The 18,885-nt window shown below is 68.0% G+C and carries 13 protein-coding genes; 4 read left to right on the top strand and 9 right to left on the bottom strand.

The window, feature by feature from the left end:
* Nucleotides 1-2: 2 nt before the first annotated feature.
* The 8 genes from KPB06_RS18095 to KPB06_RS18060 all read right to left on the bottom strand — a co-directional run bounded on the left by KPB06_RS18095 (nt 3) and on the right by KPB06_RS18060 (nt 11,230).
* Nucleotides 3-1,079, bottom strand: a complete 1,077-nt coding sequence (locus tag KPB06_RS18095) for a glycosyltransferase family 2 protein (protein ID WP_059573833.1) — start codon at nt 1,077-1,079, stop codon at nt 3-5.
* A 256-nt stretch (nt 1,080-1,335) separates the two neighbouring features.
* Nucleotides 1,336-3,153, bottom strand: coding sequence for a glutamine--fructose-6-phosphate transaminase (isomerizing) (gene glmS, locus KPB06_RS18090; RefSeq protein ID WP_060011658.1), 1,818 nt, complete (start codon nt 3,151-3,153; stop codon nt 1,336-1,338).
* Nucleotides 3,154-3,202: 49 nt separating this feature from the next.
* Entirely contained in the window at nt 3,203-4,291 is a 1,089-nt protein-coding gene (locus KPB06_RS18085; protein ID WP_059573831.1) for a hypothetical protein, read from the bottom strand.
* 92 nt (nt 4,292-4,383) lie between these two features.
* Nucleotides 4,384-6,531 carry a polysaccharide deacetylase family protein gene (locus tag KPB06_RS18080; protein ID WP_059573830.1) on the bottom strand — a complete coding sequence of 716 codons (2,148 nt, stop codon included), beginning with the start codon at nt 6,529-6,531 and terminating at the stop codon, nt 4,384-4,386.
* A gap of 332 nt (nt 6,532-6,863) precedes the next feature.
* A complete protein-coding gene (locus KPB06_RS18075) occupies nt 6,864-7,634 on the bottom strand; it encodes a hypothetical protein (protein ID WP_059573829.1) in 771 nt (256 codons plus the stop codon).
* 13 nt (nt 7,635-7,647) lie between these two features.
* Nucleotides 7,648-8,652, bottom strand: a complete 1,005-nt coding sequence (locus KPB06_RS18070) for a YaiO family outer membrane beta-barrel protein (protein ID WP_059573828.1) — start codon at nt 8,650-8,652, stop codon at nt 7,648-7,650.
* On the bottom strand, nt 8,645-9,658 hold the full coding sequence (locus tag KPB06_RS18065) for a bactofilin family protein (protein ID WP_059573827.1): 1,014 nt from the start codon (nt 9,656-9,658) through the stop codon (nt 8,645-8,647). The genes KPB06_RS18070 and KPB06_RS18065 overlap by 8 nt, the downstream gene beginning before the upstream one ends.
* 3 nt (nt 9,659-9,661) lie before the next feature.
* The gene (locus KPB06_RS18060) at nt 9,662-11,230 is read right to left on the bottom strand and encodes a glycosyltransferase family 2 protein (protein ID WP_059573826.1); all 1,569 of its coding nucleotides are present in this window, start codon (nt 11,228-11,230) and stop codon (nt 9,662-9,664) included.
* 1,123 nt (nt 11,231-12,353) lie between these two features.
* Here KPB06_RS18060 and wecB point away from each other — a divergent pair.
* From wecB to KPB06_RS18040, 4 genes are all read left to right on the top strand, one after another.
* On the top strand, nt 12,354-13,571 hold the full coding sequence (gene wecB / locus KPB06_RS18055) for a non-hydrolyzing UDP-N-acetylglucosamine 2-epimerase (RefSeq protein WP_059573825.1): 1,218 nt from the start codon (nt 12,354-12,356) through the stop codon (nt 13,569-13,571).
* Nucleotides 13,572-14,024: 453 nt separating this feature from the next.
* Nucleotides 14,025-14,486: a (2Fe-2S)-binding protein gene (locus tag KPB06_RS18050; protein WP_059573824.1), complete on the top strand. Its 462-nt coding sequence runs from the start codon at nt 14,025-14,027 to the stop codon at nt 14,484-14,486.
* Nucleotides 14,483-16,807: a xanthine dehydrogenase family protein molybdopterin-binding subunit gene (locus tag KPB06_RS18045; RefSeq protein WP_275906210.1), complete on the top strand. Its 2,325-nt coding sequence runs from the start codon at nt 14,483-14,485 to the stop codon at nt 16,805-16,807. The genes KPB06_RS18050 and KPB06_RS18045 overlap by 4 nt, the downstream gene beginning before the upstream one ends.
* A gap of 244 nt (nt 16,808-17,051) precedes the next feature.
* Nucleotides 17,052-18,032, top strand: coding sequence for an NADPH:quinone oxidoreductase family protein (locus KPB06_RS18040; protein ID WP_059573822.1), 981 nt, complete (start codon nt 17,052-17,054; stop codon nt 18,030-18,032).
* A gap of 149 nt (nt 18,033-18,181) precedes the next feature.
* Here KPB06_RS18040 and KPB06_RS18035 read toward each other — a convergent pair whose 3' ends face one another.
* Nucleotides 18,182-18,748 carry a PadR family transcriptional regulator gene (locus tag KPB06_RS18035; RefSeq protein ID WP_185723060.1) on the bottom strand — a complete coding sequence of 189 codons (567 nt, stop codon included), beginning with the start codon at nt 18,746-18,748 and terminating at the stop codon, nt 18,182-18,184.
* Between the last annotated feature and the right edge of the window lie 137 nt (nt 18,749-18,885).

Raw genomic sequence — 18,885 nt, 5'->3', positions numbered from 1 at the left:
GCTTACTTGAACGACGCCTTGCGCGCGGCGATGCCCGCGGCCGCCGGCGTCGCGGCCCGGCGGCGTGCCGGGTGCGTGCGCTTGAGCGGGAACTGCAGCAGCTTCGATGCCGGTCGCGCGGCCGCATCGCGCTCGGCGCGGTAGCGCCGCCGCACGAGATAGACGGGGCGCTGCTTCGATTCGTGATAGATGCGGCCGAGATATTCGCCGATCACGCCGATACCGATCAGCTGGATGCCGCCGACGAACAGCACGACGGAAATCAGCGACGGATAGCCGTGCACCGGGTTGCCGTACAGCAGCGTGCGCATCACGATGTACGCTCCGTAGACGAACGACAGCGCGGCGAACGCGAGGCCGACGTAGGTCCACACGCGCAGCGGCACCGTGCTGAAGCTCGTGATGCCCTCGAGCGCGAAATTCCAGCGCCGCCAGCCGGAGAACTTCGAGCGGCCGCCGCTGCGCGGCGCACGCGCGTATTCGACGATTTCGGTGCGAAAGCCGACCCACGCGAAGAGCCCCTTCATGAAGCGCCGCCGCTCGGGCAGCGCGCGCAGCGCGTCGACGACTTCGCGGTCCATCAGCCGGAAATCGCCGACGTTTTCGGGCATCTCGACTTCGGAGAGCCGGTTGTGCACGCGGTAGTAGAGCGAGGCCGCCACGCGTTGCATCAGCGGATCGCACATCCGGTCGGTGCGCTTCGCGGCGACGACCTCGGCGCCCGCGTGCCAGCGTTCGAGCATCGCGGGAATCAGGGCCGGTGGATCTTGCAGATCGGCGTCGATCAGGATCACGGCCGCGCCGGCTGCTTCGTCGATGCCGGCGGTGAGCGCCGCCTCCTTGCCGAAGCGGCGGGTGAGATCCACGACGTGCACGCGCCCGTCGCCGGCGGCGACCGAGAGCAGCCGGTCCAGCGTGCCGTCGCGGCTGCCGTCGTTGATGCAGACGATCTCGAAGCGCACCGAGCCGACCGACTCCAGAACGGGCAGCGTTTCGGCAAAGAATGCGTCGATCGTTTCTTCTTCGTCATGAAAAGGCACGACGAGCGATATCAGCGGCTTCCTGGCATGCGTCGACACGTTGCGGCCCCCGGAGAGATTCGGCCTGCGTTGCGCGGTAGGTTTCCGTTGTCGTTCGCCGAACGGGGGTTACCCGATTCGGGGCGAAGGCGGTCCCGGCCAGCCTTTCCACGGTGGACTGGCCGGCATAGGGTTTAAGTATTGTACGAAGTATTCGGGATTCGACAAGGCACGAATCGACGGCGAATCGTGCAGGGCGGGCCGGCTCGATCGGTTGGCGATCTTCACCGGCCCGCGCGCGTCGAGCAACCGCCCGTCACTCCACCGTCACCGATTTCGCCAGATTCCTCGGCTTGTCGATATCCGCGCCCCGCAAGCACGCCGCGTGATACGCGAGCAACTGCAACGGCACGACGTGCAGAATCGGCGACAACAGCCCGTAGTAATCCGGCATCCGAAGCACCGACACGCCTTCGCCGTTGTCGATCCGCGTATCGGCATCCGCGAATACGTAGAGCTGCCCGCCGCGCGCGCGCACTTCCTGCATGTTCGACTTGAGCTTTTCGAGCAGCGCATCGTTTGGCGCGATCGTGGCAACGGGCATCGTATGCGTGACGAGCGCGAGCGGCCCGTGTTTCAGCTCGCCGGCCGGATACGCTTCCGCGTGGATATACGAGATCTCCTTCAGCTTCAACGCGCCCTCGAGCGCGATCGGGTAGTGCAGCCCGCGCCCGAGAAACAGCGCGTTTTCATGCTGCGAGAATTCCGCTGCCCAGCGCGCGATCTGCGGCTCCAGCCCGAGCACGTCCTCGAGTGCGCCGGGCAGGCGCCGCAACTGCAGCGCATAGCGCGCGAGCTGCGCGTCGTCTACGTAGCCGCGCAGCCGCCCGAGCGTCACGGCGAGGATGAACAGCGCGACGAGCTGCGTCGTGAACGCCTTGGTCGACGCGACGCCGATCTCCGGGCCCGCTCGTGTCAGGAAGCGCAGGCTGGTCTGGCGCATCATCGCGCTGGTCGGCACGTTGCAGATCGCCAGCGTGTCGATGTGGCCGAGCGCCTGCGCGTACTTCAGCGCGGCGAGCGTGTCGGCGGTCTCGCCGGATTGCGACACGCTGACCACCAGCGTGTTCGGCGTCGCGAGCGCGTCGCTGTAGCGGTATTCGCTCGCGATCTCGACCTGCGCGGGGAGGCGCGCGATCGTCTCGAGCCAGCGGCGTGCGGTCAGGCCCGAGTAGTGGCTCGTGCCGCACGCGAGAATCAGCACGTTGTCGATCTGTTCGAACGCGCGCGCGGCGTCCGGGCCGAATACGGCGGGGTCGAACAGCCCGGCATCGGGAATGGTCGCGGCCACGGCCTGCGGCTGCTCGAAGATTTCCTTCTGCATGAAGTGCCGGTACGGCCCGAGCTCGACCACGCCCTGCGTGGACGAAACGGTCTGGATCGCGCGTTCGATCGGCGCGCCGTTGCGATCGAGCACCCGTACGCCGCCGGGCGTCAGCTCGACGATGTCGCCTTCCTCGAGGAAGATGAAGCGGTCGGTGATGCCGGCGAGCGCGAGCGCGTCGGACGCGAGAAAGCATTCGCCGTCCTTCACGCCGACGACGAGCGGCGAGCCGGCCCGCGCGCCGATCAGCCGTTGCGGCTCGTGCTTGCTGAACACCGCGATCGCATACGCGCCGTGCAGTTGCGAGGTCGCGTCGCGCACGGCGGCGAGCAGGTCGCCGCGATACTTGCTGTGGATCAGGTGCGCGACCACCTCGGTGTCGGTCTGTCCGTCGAACTCGTAGTGTTCGTCGGCCAGTTGCCTGCGCAACGTTTCGTGGTTCTCGATGATGCCGTTGTGTACCAGCGCGATCTCGTCGCGCGAGAAGATCGGATGCGCGTTGCAGGTGGCCGGCGCGCCGTGCGTCGCCCAGCGCGTGTGCGCGATGCCGGTGCTGCCGGCCAGGCCGGCGCTGCGCACGTGGGCGTCGAGGTCGGCGACGCGCGACACGCTGCGCTCGCGGCGTGCCTGGCCGTTGACGACGGTCGCCACCCCGCATGAATCGTAGCCGCGATATTCAAGGCGGCGCAAACCTTCGATCAGAATCGGGACGATGTCCCGTTGCGCGACCGCGCCGACGATGCCACACATGACACGTCTCCTTCCCTGTAGATTCCCCCGGACCGTGCGCACGCGTGGATCAGCGTGACGCGGTCTCCGTTGTCGCCGCCGTCGTGAAGCCGCATTGAGCGGGCGCGACCGGGTCGGCCATCCGGCTTTCGAATGCCAGGTAAAGTGCTTCCTCCAGTACGTTCCAGTGTGCGCCGTGCCGGTACGGGCCCGATCGTGCATGCCAGCACGCGACCGTGTTCCTGTCGTTCATCTTGAGTGCGACCAGTGCGATCAAGCCCCATGGATAATCGGAGCCGGCGAGTTGCAGCCAGGTCTTGCCGTACTTCTGCATCCACTGCGCGTAGATCGTGTCGTTCGATTGTTCGGGAACCTGAATTCCGGATAGCAGCGGAAAAATCTGCGCGACTTTCGCGGGGTAGAACGTCGTGTCGCTGATGCGCTGCGTGCTCGCGCGAAAGCCGGACTGCGTGCCGCGCCAGAACACCTTCAGGATCGCGGACGCGAGCCGGTCGGCGCGCTGGCTCCACGGGCCGGCGTGCGCGTAGTCGGCATGCCGGACGTAGTACGCCGCGAGCGCCTGGAACGCGCTGTGCACCTCGACGTTGTCCATCAGCAGCGCGACGCGCAGCGTCGACGAGATCTGATAGACGCCCGTGGGCTTGGCGAGCAGCGTGTCCAGATGCGCACTGGCGCGATTCAGGCTGAGCTCCCATGCGGCGGGCAGGCCGTCGGGCGGCGCGAAGCGGGCGAGCAGTTCGATCCAGGTCGCCATCATCGCGTCGTCGGCATCGGCTTCGGCGCATGCGCTGTACTGGCCGCTCTTCATGCAGTAGCGATCGAAGCCGCCGTCCGGACGCTGGCGCGGCAACAGCCACGCGATCCACGCGAGCGCGGCCTGATGGGCGTCGAGCCCGGCGTCGGCGGCGGCGAGCAGCGCCTTCGACGCGAAGTAAGGATCGATGCCGGCGCCGTTCAGGCGCACGGTGATCGCGCCGTCCGGGCGTTGGTAGAGTCCGTTGAGCTGGAGTTCGGCGGCGCTCGCGTGCGGCGCGACGCCGCACGCGGCGACACCGCACGCGACGCACCACAGGCGGCATAGCCGGGCGATGGCCGTCACGCGTGCGCGTGCGGCCGGGAACAGCGCGGGCCGGTTCATGATGGGGGGCTCCTGCGCGGTGGTCCTGCGCAAATCCCGCCGGGCGCGGCGTTGGCCGCGTCGCGCGCCGGCGGGTATGTCGATGTCGCGGCTCAGTGCACCTTGGCGCTGGTGAACTTGAGACTGGTGCCGCTGTTTGCGGTCACGAGCCAGTACGTCGAGTCGGTGATGACGACGCTGCCGAAGCCTTGCGTGATGACCGGCAGTGCGAAGCCCTTCTTCGGCAGCAGCCACGTCATGTTCGCGAGGCTCGTCGGGTGGCTGGCGGCGAACGCCCAGCCGCTGCCCGTGTCGGTGGCCGACCACGTGACGTTCAGGCGTGCACGATCAAAGGTCGTGATGTCGCTCATCGTGTACCACTTGAACTGACCCGTCAGTTTCAGCGTATTGGCTTGCGAGAAGATCGCGGACAGCGTCGACGTATAGGACGACGCGCCGAGCGGGTGCGCATAGATCAGCCGGCTCGTGCGGTTCGCGACGACGAAGTTCATCAGCGATGCATACCAGTTGTTCACGTCGGCCGTCGGTACCGCGTACTGCTGGAACTCCTCGAACGTCGCGTACTTGCCGAACGGCATCACCGGGTAGGCCCACAGGCCCGGGTTCAGCAGCGCGCCGTTGCGGTATGCGCGGGTCGGCGCCGAGCCGGTGTGCCCGGTGAAGTAGTAGCCGTTGAAGCCGTTGCTTTCGAGCCAGTTGACCGACCAGGTCGGCGTATTGCCTTCCGGCGCCGCGTACTCGACGTCCGGCTGGGCCGTCACGGCCTGAACGGCCTGGTGATTCATCACCAGGTACTGCGTGAACGTGCTCGCGTTCGTTTCGCTCGCATTCGCGCCCCAGTAGTCGTGAATCCAGCCGCCGTGGCTGCCGACGCGATGGCCCTTGCTCACGAAATACTTGAGGAGATTCTGCGCGGGCGGGTTGTTGGCGAGATTGAGGCCGCCACCGTCGCCGAACGCCGCTTCATCGGGGCCGGCCGTGACCACGAGCGAGAACGGCCCGTTGTTCCACACGCCGAGGCTCTTCAGGTAGAGCGCCGGCTGGAGCTGATCGCCCGCGCAGAAGTGCCAGTTGAATACGAGGCCGGCCATCGCTTTCGGCAGCGGCGACAGCGACGGCAGGTTCAGCATTTGCGTGCCGAAATAATGCAGGTAGCCGTGGATCAGCATGCCGTCGGTCTGGCCGTCGAGGTACGCGAGCGGCAGGTTGACGAACAGCACGCCGCCGTTGCCGTACGTGTTGTAGCCGGATACCAGCCCGAAGGTCGGCGAGGTCAGGATGGTCGTGCCGGTATACGTGCCCTGCGTGACGAAGCTCGGATAGGTGAGGAAGCCGTACACGTAGCCGGAGATGCCTTCGAGCGTGTCGGTGGTGGTGGCCAGTGTCGATGCGAGCGTGTTGGCCGTGTTGCCGGTCGACGTGCTCAGCAGCGAATTGGCGGTATACGTCGTGGTCTTCTTCAGCTTGCCGGTCACGGTGCCGGTCAGCTTGGGGGCCGTCTGGTTCAGCATGCCGCTGCCCTTGGATGGCGTCGTGTACTGGAACCATGCGCCATGGTTGTAGTTGGCGAGCCCACCGGGGTTCGACCGGCTGGCGGTCAGGAACTGTGCCGTGCCCGACGTCGAATTCGTCGACGTACCCGACGTACCCGACGTGCTCGTCGATGCGAGCGCACTCGCGGTCGTGGTGCTCGACGAAGCGGTGGTCCACGGCATCGACTTGCCGGGGGGCACCTGAAGCGTGCGCAGCCAGCTGCTCATGCCGGTCACGTTGCCGAGGCCGATCATGTTGCCGCCGTATTGGTCATACAGCACGTAGTCCACGCCGACCATGCTGCTGAAGCGCGATTTCGGGCTGACGTAGAAGCCGGCCGAATTCAGCACGCCGAAATCGTAGACGAGCATCACCTTGCCGCCGTTCAGCGCATAGTTCTGGATCGCCGTTACCAGCGAGTCGGCCGCGGTCGTATGTACCTGATCGGGCAGGATCAGGCCCGGATACTGCGACAGCGACGCGCCGGCCGCCATGAACTGGCTGTCGGTCATCACCTTGATCTGCAGCCCTTCCTCCTGCGCACTGTCGAGCCATGCGGATACGCGCGGATCGGGCAGCGTCAGCGTGTCGGGCACCAACAGCAGAAGCTGGTTGGTGGCCGCCTGAGCGCCGCCCGGACTGAATGCGAACGCGAGCGCGAACAGCGCGAACAGGATCCGCAAGAACTTGCCTGACTTTGCCAACATGGTGTGCTCCTCGCTCAAGGAATGGGGGCGTGCGGCAGCGTGATCCGCGTGCCGCCAGGTCGACCAATCCAGCCCCGTAGGTGTGTGCGGCTGTCCGGTTCGTCGGGTATCGAGCGGTGCGTGTCGACGGCAGCCGGTCGCGCACATGCGTCGGTGCGCGGCGCTGCCTTCGCCGACGAGAGGACTCGATGCGACACGTTGAAAGAAGCGAACAACGTGCCATTGGCGCAGGAGGCCCGGTCCTGCTGGCTTCCTGCGATGCACGTCGCGCGGCGCGGTCGCAAACGCGGCGGATTCGTTTCATCGCTGATACGGCGCGTTTGACGGCACTATCAGCAGACGGAATCGCGATCGCGCGTCAGTGCGCCGGGCCAGCTCGCGCAGTAGGTATAGAGCGTGACCAGCAGCCCGATCAGCAGCGGCCCGCCGAGCAGGAAATAGCAGAACGGCAGAAACAGCAGTGAGCCGTAATGGATGATCGTCGCATGCAGCAGCATCACGAACGGCAGCGCGACCACGAAGTAGCCGAGCACCAGCAGCGATGCGGCGGCCTTTTGCAGCAGCGAGAAATCGAGCGGGTAGTACAGCGCGGCCATCACCAGCGGGATCAGCGCGATCGCCGCGCCGTGCAGCACGAACATGTCGCGCAGATGCAGTTGCGGGACATACGGGAACGTGCCCGGCGCGAGCCAGAAGTACGCGCAAATCAGCAACTGGGTGAAGCTCGCGATACGTAACAGATATGCAACAGGCAGCCAGTTCGCGCGCCGGATGAACGATGCGGCGAAACCGATCGCACAGAGCGCGGCGGTGGCGGCCAGCAGCATGCCGCCCGGCAGGCTGGCCGCGACGTCGATCGACAGCAGCGGCACGCGGGGCGCGTCGGGCGGATAACCGATCACGATCACGTGAAGCGCCGGATCGATCTCGCGCGCGCCCCACGCCATGACCGCGCGCCAGTAGCGCCACGCCAGCGGCAATCCGAACCACAGCGACGCGTACATCGCGGGCGTCAGCAGCGCGATCGACCACAGCCAGCGCTGCGGATGCGCGTGGATGCGCAGAGAACGATCGACGGGAGGACGGACGGGATGCGTGTGCACGGCGTCCGCCCGCCTACCAGCGATAGAACACGCTGAGCTCGCCGCCGATCCGCGAGTAGTACGGGTTGTGGTAATAGGCGAGTTCGAGCTGCGTTCCCCACTTGCGCGTGAACCAGTAGCGCCATTTCGCGGTGATCTCGTGGCTGCGGAAATCCGCGATCTGCGTGCCCGAGCCGGTGACCTGATACGCCTCGCGGCCGACCCCGCCGCGCAGCACGATCACGCTCTTGCCGGCTTCGCCGTAGGTGACGGCGCCGTAGTAGCCGGGCGCCTTCACCGATCCGGGCGAATCGACCGTATAGTTCGCACCTGCCTCGAAAATCCACTTCGGCAATGCGTACCAGATCACCCCGGCGTGATAGAGCTGATCGCGGTGACCGCTGCGGTTCCATGCGTAGCCGGCGCCGAGCGATACGACCAGCGAACGATCGGGCAACAGCTTGCGGTTGATCGACGCGTCGATGCGCGCACTCGGCAGGATCGTGCCCGACGTGGTGCCCGAAAAGCCGATCCCGCCGAACCAGTCCGGCCCGAGATCCTGCACGTAGGTCAGCGCGCCGAGCTGCGTGTTCTCGCCGAAGCGGTGCAGTTGCGCCAGTTCGCCGAGGATGGTGCGGCCGCCATCCTGATAGACGCCGCGCAGGTGGACGCCGTACCAGTCGCCGTAGCCGTGCGTCAGGTGCGCGCTCGAATAGCCGAGCGTCAGTTCGGTATGCGTTTCCCGCGGCGCCTGCACATGGGCGACGACGGCATCGGGCAGCGGCGGCCGGTTCGTATCCTCGGGCGTGAATTCGGCGAGCAGCACGCCGTCCGGCAGGCCTTCGGCGTCCACACGCACGAACATCGACTCGTCGCGCATGCGCGGCGTGATGACGGTCGCGGGGGGCGGAGGCTGCACGGCGGCGGCATCGTCCGGCTGCTCCGCCAGCGCCGCGGGCGCGCCGAAGGCGACGCCGCACAGCATCGCGAGAGTGGCAACCGGCGCGCGCGGGCCGCGATGGCTGGGGCGATCAGACATGAGGCGCTCCTTGACGGGATGTATGGAACCAGCCGCTGCGCCACGCGACGAGGTCACCATGCACGCAGGCATGATTGACGATCGACACGTCGCGCGCGCACGCGCTGACCGGATGACCGGCGACACCGATGCGCGCACCCGTAAGCCGCAGCAGGCCGCCGGCCGACACGACGCCGTCGATGCAGCTCGCGCTGGCGAGCAATACGTCGTCGCGCGCGAACACCGCGCCGTGCAGCAACGCATGAGGTTCGAGCTCGACGCGATGCGCCTTGACGCTGCCGCGCAGCACGCAGCCTTCGCCGAGGACGAGCGTCCCGTCGACGATCAGGTTGCCTTGCACGACCGTATGCGCGGGCAGGCGAACGTCGCACGGCAGCAGGTAACGGCCGTGCAGGAAGCGATGCGGCAGCGACGCGAAGTGGCGGGTGAGCGAGATCGCGCGGCGCGGCGCGGCCGCCGTGTCCGCGGGCCGCGGGTCCGGCGCCGCGCCGAAGACGATCGGCTCGCCATACAGGCACGCGAAGCCACCGGCGCCGCGCAGGCGCACCGTGCCGCCGACCACGACGCCGCGCAGCACCGCGCCGTCGACGTCCACCAGCGGCGCATGCGCGAGCGTGCCGATCGTCGCGCCGCCACGGATGTCGATGCGCTCGTCGGCGAATGCGTACGCCGCCCGCGCGCCGTCGTCGAGCGTGATCGTGCGATCGGCGTGGAGCACGTCGTCGCGATGCGCGTCGCGTGCGACGTGGATCGCGTCCGCGTGCTGCACGGCCAGCCCGAGCGCTTGCCACGGCGGGGCGACGGACGCCTCCGCCGGCGGCGTGCCGGCCACGTGCGCGCGCAGCGCGTCGTGCCAGCGCGCGGCGAGCAGCGCCTGATCGACGAACGGCCCGTCGCCGATCGGCAGCGCCGCGACGTCGCTGCGCCGGATCAGTTCATGCAGCAGCGGCAGGAACGGCAGGGTGAGCACGCCGGCCACCGGCACCATCACGTTGAAGGTCGTCATCGCTCATCGCTCCGGTTTCAGTTGCCGGCGGAAACGCTCGGTCTTGTCCCATTTCAGTTCGCGGCGCAACGCGGCGTCGAGCAGGAGCCCCCAGAGCGCGGAGACGACCGCCGCAATCGTCACGCAAAAGCCGACGACGTTGACCGGCACGAGCCGCAGGCGCGTCGCGCGGCCGTCGAGCCGCGCGGCGACGACGATCTCGAAGAACACGCCGAAGTTGCCGAAAGTGCTGAACGAGAACAGCGCGAACAGCGACAGCAGCAAACCGAGCGCGGTCGAGTTCACGCCGTTGAACAGGTAGAGCGCGAGCGCGGCGCTCCAGGCGATCGCGAGCAGCGCGGGCATCGCGAATACGCCGAGCAGCAGCGCGCCGTCGAGCCGGCAGCGCCGCGAAATCAGCGGATTGCGCAGCACCGGCAGCAGATAGCGCAGCATCGTCTGGTTGTGGCCCTTCGCCCAGCGCGTCAGTTGCCGGGCGCGGACGGCCCAGCGCTCCGGCACTTCCTCGTAGCATTCGGCGTGGTTCAGATAGACCGTGCGCCAGTCGCTCAGCAGCAGGCGGTAGGTCATGTCGGTGTCTTCGGCGAGCGTGTCGTCGCACCAGCCGCCCACGGCGTCGAGCGCGCTCTTGCGGATGCCGCCGACCGTGCCGCCATACTGCGGCACCAGATCGAGATTGTTGCGGGCTTGCTGGTTGACCTGGTAGCCGCCCGCGCGCTCGAGATCGAGCAGCCGCGCGAGCAGGTTGCTGTCGGCGTTCTGCGGCACGACGCGGCCCATCACCGCGCCGACTTCCGGGTCGAAGAACGGCGCGACGAGCTCCTTCAGCAGCCCGGGGCGCGGCAAGTAGTCGGCGTCGAATACCACCATGATGTCGCCGCGGATGAAGCGCAGCGCATCCTTCAGCGCGGCCGCCTTGCCCGGCTTGCCGGTCTCGCGGTGAAACGGCTGGATCAGCTCGGGCGCGAGCGCCCGGACTTCCTCGATCAGCGCGCGCGTGTTGTCGGTCGAGCGGTCGTTGACCGGAATGATCGTCAGCCGGTCGCGCGGGTAGGTCGTGGCCAGCAGCGCCATCAGGCAATCGACGATGACGGTTTCCTCGTTGTGGGCGGCGACGAAGACCGTGAGCCGCGGCCAATCGCCGTGGGTCATCGTCCGGTAGGGCGCATGCTGCGGCTTGAACAGGCGGTCGATGCTGAATACGTAGTGCCGTGCGGCATACGCGCACGTCAGCAGCGTGAACAGCCACAGGTAGGCAACGCACGGCATCAGCAGCAACTCGGGATCGAACGTGAGGTCCGGCGGGGTGGCGGGCGGCGGCGCGAGCGACGCATCCGGATCGGGCGACGCCTGCGCGGAGCGGGACAGCGTCACGCTGTCGAGCGCGGCGCGCTCCACCGCGATCGCGATGTGTGCGGCGTTCGCGGCGTTGACAGCGGGCGCGCCGAACCGGGCGGGTTCGGCAATTGCCTGCGAGGCGGTGTCGGTGTCGCGCACGATCAGCGAGCAGGCAAGCACGATCAGCAGCAGGATGCCTTGCTCGCAGAGTGACGCCGTGCGCGTTTTCTTCATGTCTGGTCCCCGGTCCCGCAACGACGACCGGTGAGCGCCGAAGCGCTGCGTGGATCGCGCGGATGTCAATGGAAAGCGGTGGCGCGTTCGTCGCGCAGGGGCCGTGGTCGGGTGCCCCGGACGGACGCGTTGCGTCGCCTCCCGGCTTCGTTGCCTTGGCGTCCCCGTCCGTCTGTTGCCGTGCGAGTGCTTCGGGACACCTGTCCGACATCAAGCAAGGCGTGAGCCATCTGCCCGGATGCCCCGTGCGGCAAGGCGCCGTGCCGGGGAAGCGGATCCGGGACGCGCGTGGGCGGCGCGTTTTGATTCACTGACGAATCAGCGTGCACGGATCGCATTCGGCCCGCGCGGCGCCGGCGGCAAGCGTTGCGCATTTCGCGTGGCGGCCGGTTCGTCCCGTCCGTTGGGGCGTGGGCGGCGGTATGGCGGTCGAAACGCGCGCCGGTTTCGCATGAGGAAAATGGAGCGCACTCCGATGTATTTGCCGGATTCGGCGTCGCGTTACACATTCGCAACATTTCCCGCGCACCGATTCGTGTGACGCAAGCACCATCTTGCGCCGGAGAAATTCCGTACGCGCGACGGCGACCGACGGCCGCGCGCGCGCCACGCGCTGCACCGACGAAAGGGGCGAATCGAGACGACGCAACGCGCGTCGAAAGATGCGCGCGCTTCGATGCGTCACGCGTGACGACAGGCATGCGCGATTCGTCGGACGACGTCGTCGGACGGATCGCGCGTGCGTCCCGCTGTTTGTCGTTGTCGCGGGGGGCGGCGATGCGGGCGCCCGTAGCAGTTGTGAAACATTCCGCAACGCGCCGCGTGCATACGATCGCCGTGAAACGAAGCGGGCCGGGATGCGGGCCGGCTGGTTTGAATATTGCTGTAGCAGGAGGACCTGACGCTCGACACGGCGAGGAGCTGCTCATGACGTGATGGATCCACCGCAACCGGCCGGTAGTACGACGATTCGCGCGGCCCGGACCGCGCGGACGAGGTGGCCCGCTCGCCCCGCAGCACCACGGCATGTCGATCGCGCGCGAGTACGGGGTGCGCCGCCCGAATACATGCTTCGCGCCACGTGCAGGATCGCCACGCGCGAAGCGGCTAAACGAGGACAACGATGAAGAAGATCTTGCTTGTGTTCGGGACTCGGCCGGAGGCCATCAAGATGGCGCCGCTGGTGCGCGCGCTGAAGGCGCAGGCGGGTGTCGACGCCCGGGTATGCGTGACCGCGCAGCATCGGCAAATGCTCGACCAGGTGCTGACGCTGTTCGACATCAAGCCCGACTACGATCTCAACCTGATGCGGCAGGGCCAGACGCTGACCGACGTGACGACCGGCATTCTTCAGGCGATCGGCATGGTCTTCGACGAATTGCGTCCGGACGTCGTGCTGGTGCACGGCGATACGACGACCACGCTCGCGGTGAGCCTCGCGGCGTTCTATCGCTATCTGCCCGTCGGGCACGTGGAGGCCGGGCTGCGCAGCGGCGACATCTGGTCGCCGTGGCCGGAGGAACTGAATCGCCGTGTGACCGATGCGGTGTCGTCATGGCATTTCGCGCCGACCGGGCAGGCACGCGACAACCTGCTGAGCGAGGGCGTGCCGGGCGGGGCGGTCTCGCTGACCGGCAATACCGTGATCGACGCGTTGCACGAGGTCAAGCGCATGCTCGATCGCACCGCCGCGCTAACGGACCGGATCGCCGCGTACTTCCCGTTTCTCGAACCGTCGCGGCGCGTCGTGCTGATCACCGGCCATCGCCGCGAAAGTTTCGGCGAACCGTTCCGGAATTTCTGCGACGCGCTCTGCACGCTGGCGAACCGCTATCCCGATGCGCAGTTCGTCTATCCGCTGCACCTGAATCCGAACGTGAGGGAACCGGCGCGCGCGCGGCTCGGCGGCGTGCCGAACATCTACCTGATCGAGCCGCAGGAATATCTTTCGTTCGTATTCCTGATGTCGCGCGCGTATTTCATCATCACGGATTCGGGCGGCATTCAGGAGGAAGGGCCGGCGCTCGGCAAGCCGGTGCTCGTCACGCGCGAGACGACCGAACGGCCCGAGGCGATTCAGGCCGGCACCGCGCGGCTCGTCGGGACCGACCAGGACAGGATCGTGTGGGAGGCGTCGCGGCTGTTCGACAGCGAGAGCGCTTACGAGGAAATGTCGCGCGCGAGCAATCCGTATGGCGACGGCCATGCGAGCGAGCGGATCGTGCACGCGTTGATGCGTACGCCCGGCGTGCCCACGAAGACGACGAGTTTCGCGATGGGTGCCGCCGAAATGCCGTTCAACGCGCTCACGCTCGGGTTGCAGGCGTTGCGCTCGCCGTGAGGAAGACCATGCGGTAACGCGTTTCGACGCGTTCGCGCGCATCCATCGAGCATCCGGTCCGGCCGCGAGGTCGGCCGGATGTTTGCACGTGTGCGCCCCGGCACGAATCGTCCCGTTGCATTCGCCAGTCGCGTCACCGACACGCCCCGTTCCCGGCCGTGTTTTCTTCCCGCTTGCCTAAAACTCCGAATCGCCCCGATCCGACGTCAAATCCGAAATGGTTCGATAATGCCGACGGCGATCCATGCGGACGAGCGGCCGGCCGGCGTTCGGTTGAAAGGTTGCACGGGCAACGGCCGACAGCATCGTTCGCGGCATCCGCCCGGCCGTGCCTGCACGGGCAACGGCCGACGAAACGGCGCCACGCCTGCCTGATCGTTCGGAATGTGCGCCGCGCCGTTCGAATCCCCACCCGATGCCTGCCCGGCCGGCATCGCAACCAGGAGGTGAACGATGATCACGCTGACCGTCAACGGTAGCGAGCAGCACTTCGACGGCAATCCCGACATGCCGTTGCTCTGGTATCTGCGCGATGTCCTCGGCCACACCGGCACCAAGTTCGGCTGCGGCATGGCGCTGTGCGGTGCGTGCACCGTCCATCTCGACGGCGTGGCGATCCGGTCTTGCATCACGCCGGTCGCGGCGGCTTCCGGCAAGCGCGTGACGACGATCGAGGGGCTGTCGACGGACCTCACGCACCCGCTGCAGCAGGCGTGGCAGGAACTGAACGTCGCGCAGTGCGGCTACTGTCAGTCCGGGCAGATCATGCAGGCCGCGTCGCTGCTGAAGACGAATCCGCATCCGAGCGACGCCGACATCGACGATGCGATGTCCGGCAACATCTGCCGCTGCGGCACCTATACGCGCATTCGCGCGGCGATCCGGCTGGCCGTGCGCCGCGGAGGTGCCGCATGAGCGCATCCGAACTCTCCGTCCACAACGAAAGCCGCCGCGCGCTGCTGCTCGGCTTCGCGTCAGGCGGGCTGCTGCTCGCGTTCGGCGTGCCGTCGCTCGCGCAGGCGGCCGCGCCGGTGCAGCCGCCCGTCAGCGCGAATCCGCGGTATGGCGGCGCGGGCATGCCGCACGGCTTGCGCGACGATCCGAACCTGTTCGTTGCGATCGCAACGGACGGCACCGTCACGGTGACCTGCATCCGCTCCGAGATGGGGCAGGGCGTGCGCACGAGCGTCGCGCTCGTGGTGGCCGACGAGCTGGGCGCGGACTGGGCGCGCGTGAAGGTCGCGCAAGCGGTCGGCGACGAGGCGCGTTACGGCAACCAGAACACCGATGGGTCGCGCAGCTTGCGCCAGAGCTTCGCCGCGCTGCGCCGCGCGGGCGCGGCCGCGCGCACGATGCTCGCGCAGGCGGCCGCCGCGGAGTGGGGCGTCGACGTGCGCCAGGTCAAGGTGACGGTGCACGAGGTCGTCGACCCGAAGACCGGACGCGCCCTCGGCTTCGGCGAGTTGGCGGCGAAAGCGGCCGCGCTGCCGGTGCCGGATACGACGACGCTCGCGTTGAAGGCGCCGGCCGAATTCCGCTATATCGGCAAGGGCAGGACGGCGCTGATCGACGGACGCGACATCGTCGCCGGCCGGGCACAGTACGGGATCGATACGCGGCTCGACGGCATGCTGTATGCGGTCGTCGCGCGACCGCCGGCCTACGGCGACACGGTCGCGTCGTTCGATGCGTCGGCCGCCGAGAAGCTGCCGGGCGTCGTCAAGGTCGTGCAACTGGCGTCGACGCCGCTGCCGTCCGGCTTCCAGCCGCTCGGCGGCGTGGCCGTCGTCGCGCGCGATACGTGGACGGCCATCCAGGCACGCGCGCAGTTGAAGATCGACTGGAAGCGCGGGCCGCATGCGGGCTACGACTCGGCCGCCTATCGCAAGACGCTCGAAGCGGCCGCCGCGCAGCCGGGCGACGTGATCCGCAACGACGGCGACGCGGCGGCCGCGCTCGCCGGCGCCGCGAAACGCGTGCGTGCGACGTACTACGTCCCGCATCTCGCGCACGCGACGATGGAGCCGCCCGCGGCCGTCGCGCGCGTGGCCGACGGCCGTTGCGAAGTGTGGACCTGCACGCAGGCGCCGCAGACCACGCGCGACGAGATCGCGAAGGCGCTCGGCTTGCCGACCGAGCGCGTGACGGTCAACGTGACGCTGCTCGGCGGCGGCTTCGGGCGCAAGTCGAAGCCCGATTACGTGGTGGAAGCCGCGCTGCTGTCGAAGGCGGTCGGCGCGCCCGTGAAGCTGACCTTCACGCGCGAGGACGACATCGCGCACGACTACTTCCACGCGGTGTCGCTCGAGGCGTTCGACGGCGGGATCGATGCGTCGGGGAAGGTCGTCGCGTGGCAGCATCGCACGGTCGCGCCGTCGATCCAGTCGACGTTCCGGGCCGGCGTCGTGCACGAGCAGCCGGGCGAGCTCGCGCAGGGCATCGCGGATCTGCCGTTCGCGATTCCGAACGTGCGGATCGAGAATCCGGCCGCCGAAGCGCACACGCGGATCGGCTGGTTCCGTTCGGTGTACAACATCCCGCATGCGTTCGGGAACCAGAGTTTCGTGTCGGAGCTCGCGCATGCGGCCGGCCGCGATCCGAAGGATTTCCTGCTCGAACTGATCGGGCCCGCGCGGCGTTTCGAACCGCACATCACGGTGAAGAACGTGAACTACGGCGAGGATCCCGCGCTGTATCCGGTCGATACGGGGCGGCTGCGGCGCGTGGTCGAGACGGTCGCGCGCGAAGCCGGCTGGGGCCGCAAGCTGCCGAAGGGGCACGGGCTCGGGATCGCCGCGCATCGCAGCTTCGTGTCGTACACGGCCGCCGTGTGCGAGGTTCAGGTCGGCGCGGACGGCGGGATCTCGGTGCCGCGCGTCGACATCGCGATCGACTGCGGGCCGCAGGTCAATCCGGAGCGCGTGCGCTCGCAGCTCGAGGGCGCGGTGGTGATGGGGCTCGGCATCGCGCTGCACGGGGAGATCACGTTCAAGGACGGCCACCCGGAGCAGAGCAACTTCAACGGCTTCCAGGTGCTGAGGATGAACGAGGCGCCGCGCGAGATCCGCGTGCATCTCGTCGCGCCGGACGACTACTCGACGCCGCTCGGCGGCGTCGGCGAACCGGGCCTGCCGCCCGTCGCGCCGGCGCTGACCAACGCGATCTTCGCGGCGACCGGCACGCGCATCCGCAGCCTGCCGGTGGCCGATCAGCTCGCGAAACCGCGGGCGGGTTGACGCAACGGCCGTTCGTGGCGGCGGCGCCGGGCCGCATCGCGCGGCCCGGCCCGCCTCCCGGTGCGCGGACTCGCGTGTGCGTCGTTGTCGGTTGCGAACGACCGTGCTAAATTTCTGCCGGCCGGGATGCTGACGATCGTGCCGATGCCGAAGGCCATCGTGCGTGCGTCGCGAACCGGCCGAGCGGGCGGATCCCGCGAACCATACCGATGCCCGGCCACGCCGCGCAAGGAGAGAGAAGCGCATGAAAGCCCTGTTGTGTACCGCATTCGGCCCGATCGACCGCTTGCGCATCGAGGACGTCGCGATTCCCGAACCGGCTGCCGGGCAGGTCCGGATCCAGGTGAAGGCGGCGTCGCTCAATTTTCCCGACGCGCTGATCGTCCAGGGGCGCTATCAGGTGAAACCGGCGTTGCCATTTTCGCCGGGCGCCGAGTTTGCCGGCGTGATCGATGCGGTCGGCGACGGCGTCACCGCATGGCGGCCCGGCGATTCCGTGATGGCGTTTACCGGGCACGGCGGGTTCGCGCAGCAGTGCGTGGCCGATGCGCACCAGCTCGCCGCGTTGCCGCCGGGCATGACGTTCGAGCAGGGCGCGGCGCTCGTGCTCGCGTACGGTACGTCGCTGCACGCGTTGCAGCAGCGTGCGCGGTTGCAGGCGGGCGAGACGCTGCTCGTGCTGGGTGCGGCCGGCGGCGTCGGGCTCGCCGCGATCGAGATCGCGAAAGCGCTCGGTGCGCGCGTGATCGCGGCGGCGTCGAGCGCGGACAAGCTCGCGCTGTGCCGCGAAGCGGGCGCCGACGAAACGATCGACTATGCGACCGAGGATCTGCGCCGCCGCGTGGACGAACTGACCGGCGGGCGCGGGGCCGACGTCGTCTACGATCCGGTGGGCGGCGCATGCAGCGAAGCGGCGCTGCGTGCGACCGCGTGGCGCGGCCGGTTTCTCGTGGTCGGCTTCGCGGCCGGCGAGATTCCGAAGATCGCGCTGAACCTCGCGCTGCTGAAGGAGCGCGACATTCTCGGCGTGTTCTGGGGCGATGCGGTGCGGCGCGATCCGGCGCAGCATGCCGCGAACATGCGGCTGCTCGCCGAATGGTTCGCGGCCGGCAAGGTGCGGCCCGCGATCACCGAGCGCGTGTCGCTGGACGGTGCGGCCGACGCGATCGCGCGGATGGCGAACCGGCAGGTGAAGGGCAAGGTGGTGATTTTCCCGGACGCGTGATCCGGTTTCGCCGCGCGGCGATTCAACGCGGGCCGCGCGGCGGGTTCTTCATGACGACGGGCGCGGGGCGAGCGTTGTAAAGGCATCCTCGCCATGTAGTCAGACGCACGATGTCGAGCGGCGGTGAAGCGAACCGCCGCGCCGCGGCGTCAATCCTTCGGCAGACGCAGCGTATCGAGCGCGTGCTGCGAAAACTCGACCCAGAACCGCTCGTTCGCGATGCCGGCCTGCAGCACCAGATGCTGCAGGCGCTTCGTGCGTGACTCGCCGGCCGCCGGGTCGCCGGCCGCCAGATCGCCGGCCGCCAAAAAATCACGCGCCTCGATTTGCAGATACAGGTCGAGCTTTTCCTGATGCAGCGCGATGCGCCGCCGGATCTCGTCCTCAAGGCCGGCCGGCCCGAGCACGGCCTCCGCGCGCAGGCGCACCATCAATGCTTCGCGCAACGGCGTCGGATCTTCCGGTTCGGCGATCCAGCGCCGCAATTCCTTCTTGCCGGCCGGCAGGATCCGGTACGCGCGCTTGCGGCCGCGACCGGATTCGGCCGGCAGCGATTCGATCCAGCCCGCTTCCTCGAGACGCCCGAGTTCGCGATAGATCTGCTGATGCGTCGCCTGCCAGAAGTAGCCGATCGAGCGATCGAAGCGATCGGCGAGCTCGGACCCCGAACCGGGACGTTCGGCGAGGGCGGTGAGAAGCGCGTGAGGCAGGGACATGTCGGATCGAAGGAGGCTGCGCAATGGCCTGCATCTTGCCATATCGGGGCCACGGCACAAACGACGGGACCCTGTTTATGCAACATGTTGCATAAACGAGGGCGGCGAGCTACCATCCGTGCAACTTGTTGCATAAA

It is taken from the genome of Burkholderia semiarida (assembly GCF_029268935.1).
Classification (GTDB): domain Bacteria; phylum Pseudomonadota; class Gammaproteobacteria; order Burkholderiales; family Burkholderiaceae; genus Burkholderia; species Burkholderia semiarida.
Note: the sequence above shows the minus strand (reverse complement) of the source record. Positions and strands in the feature narration are given on the sequence as shown.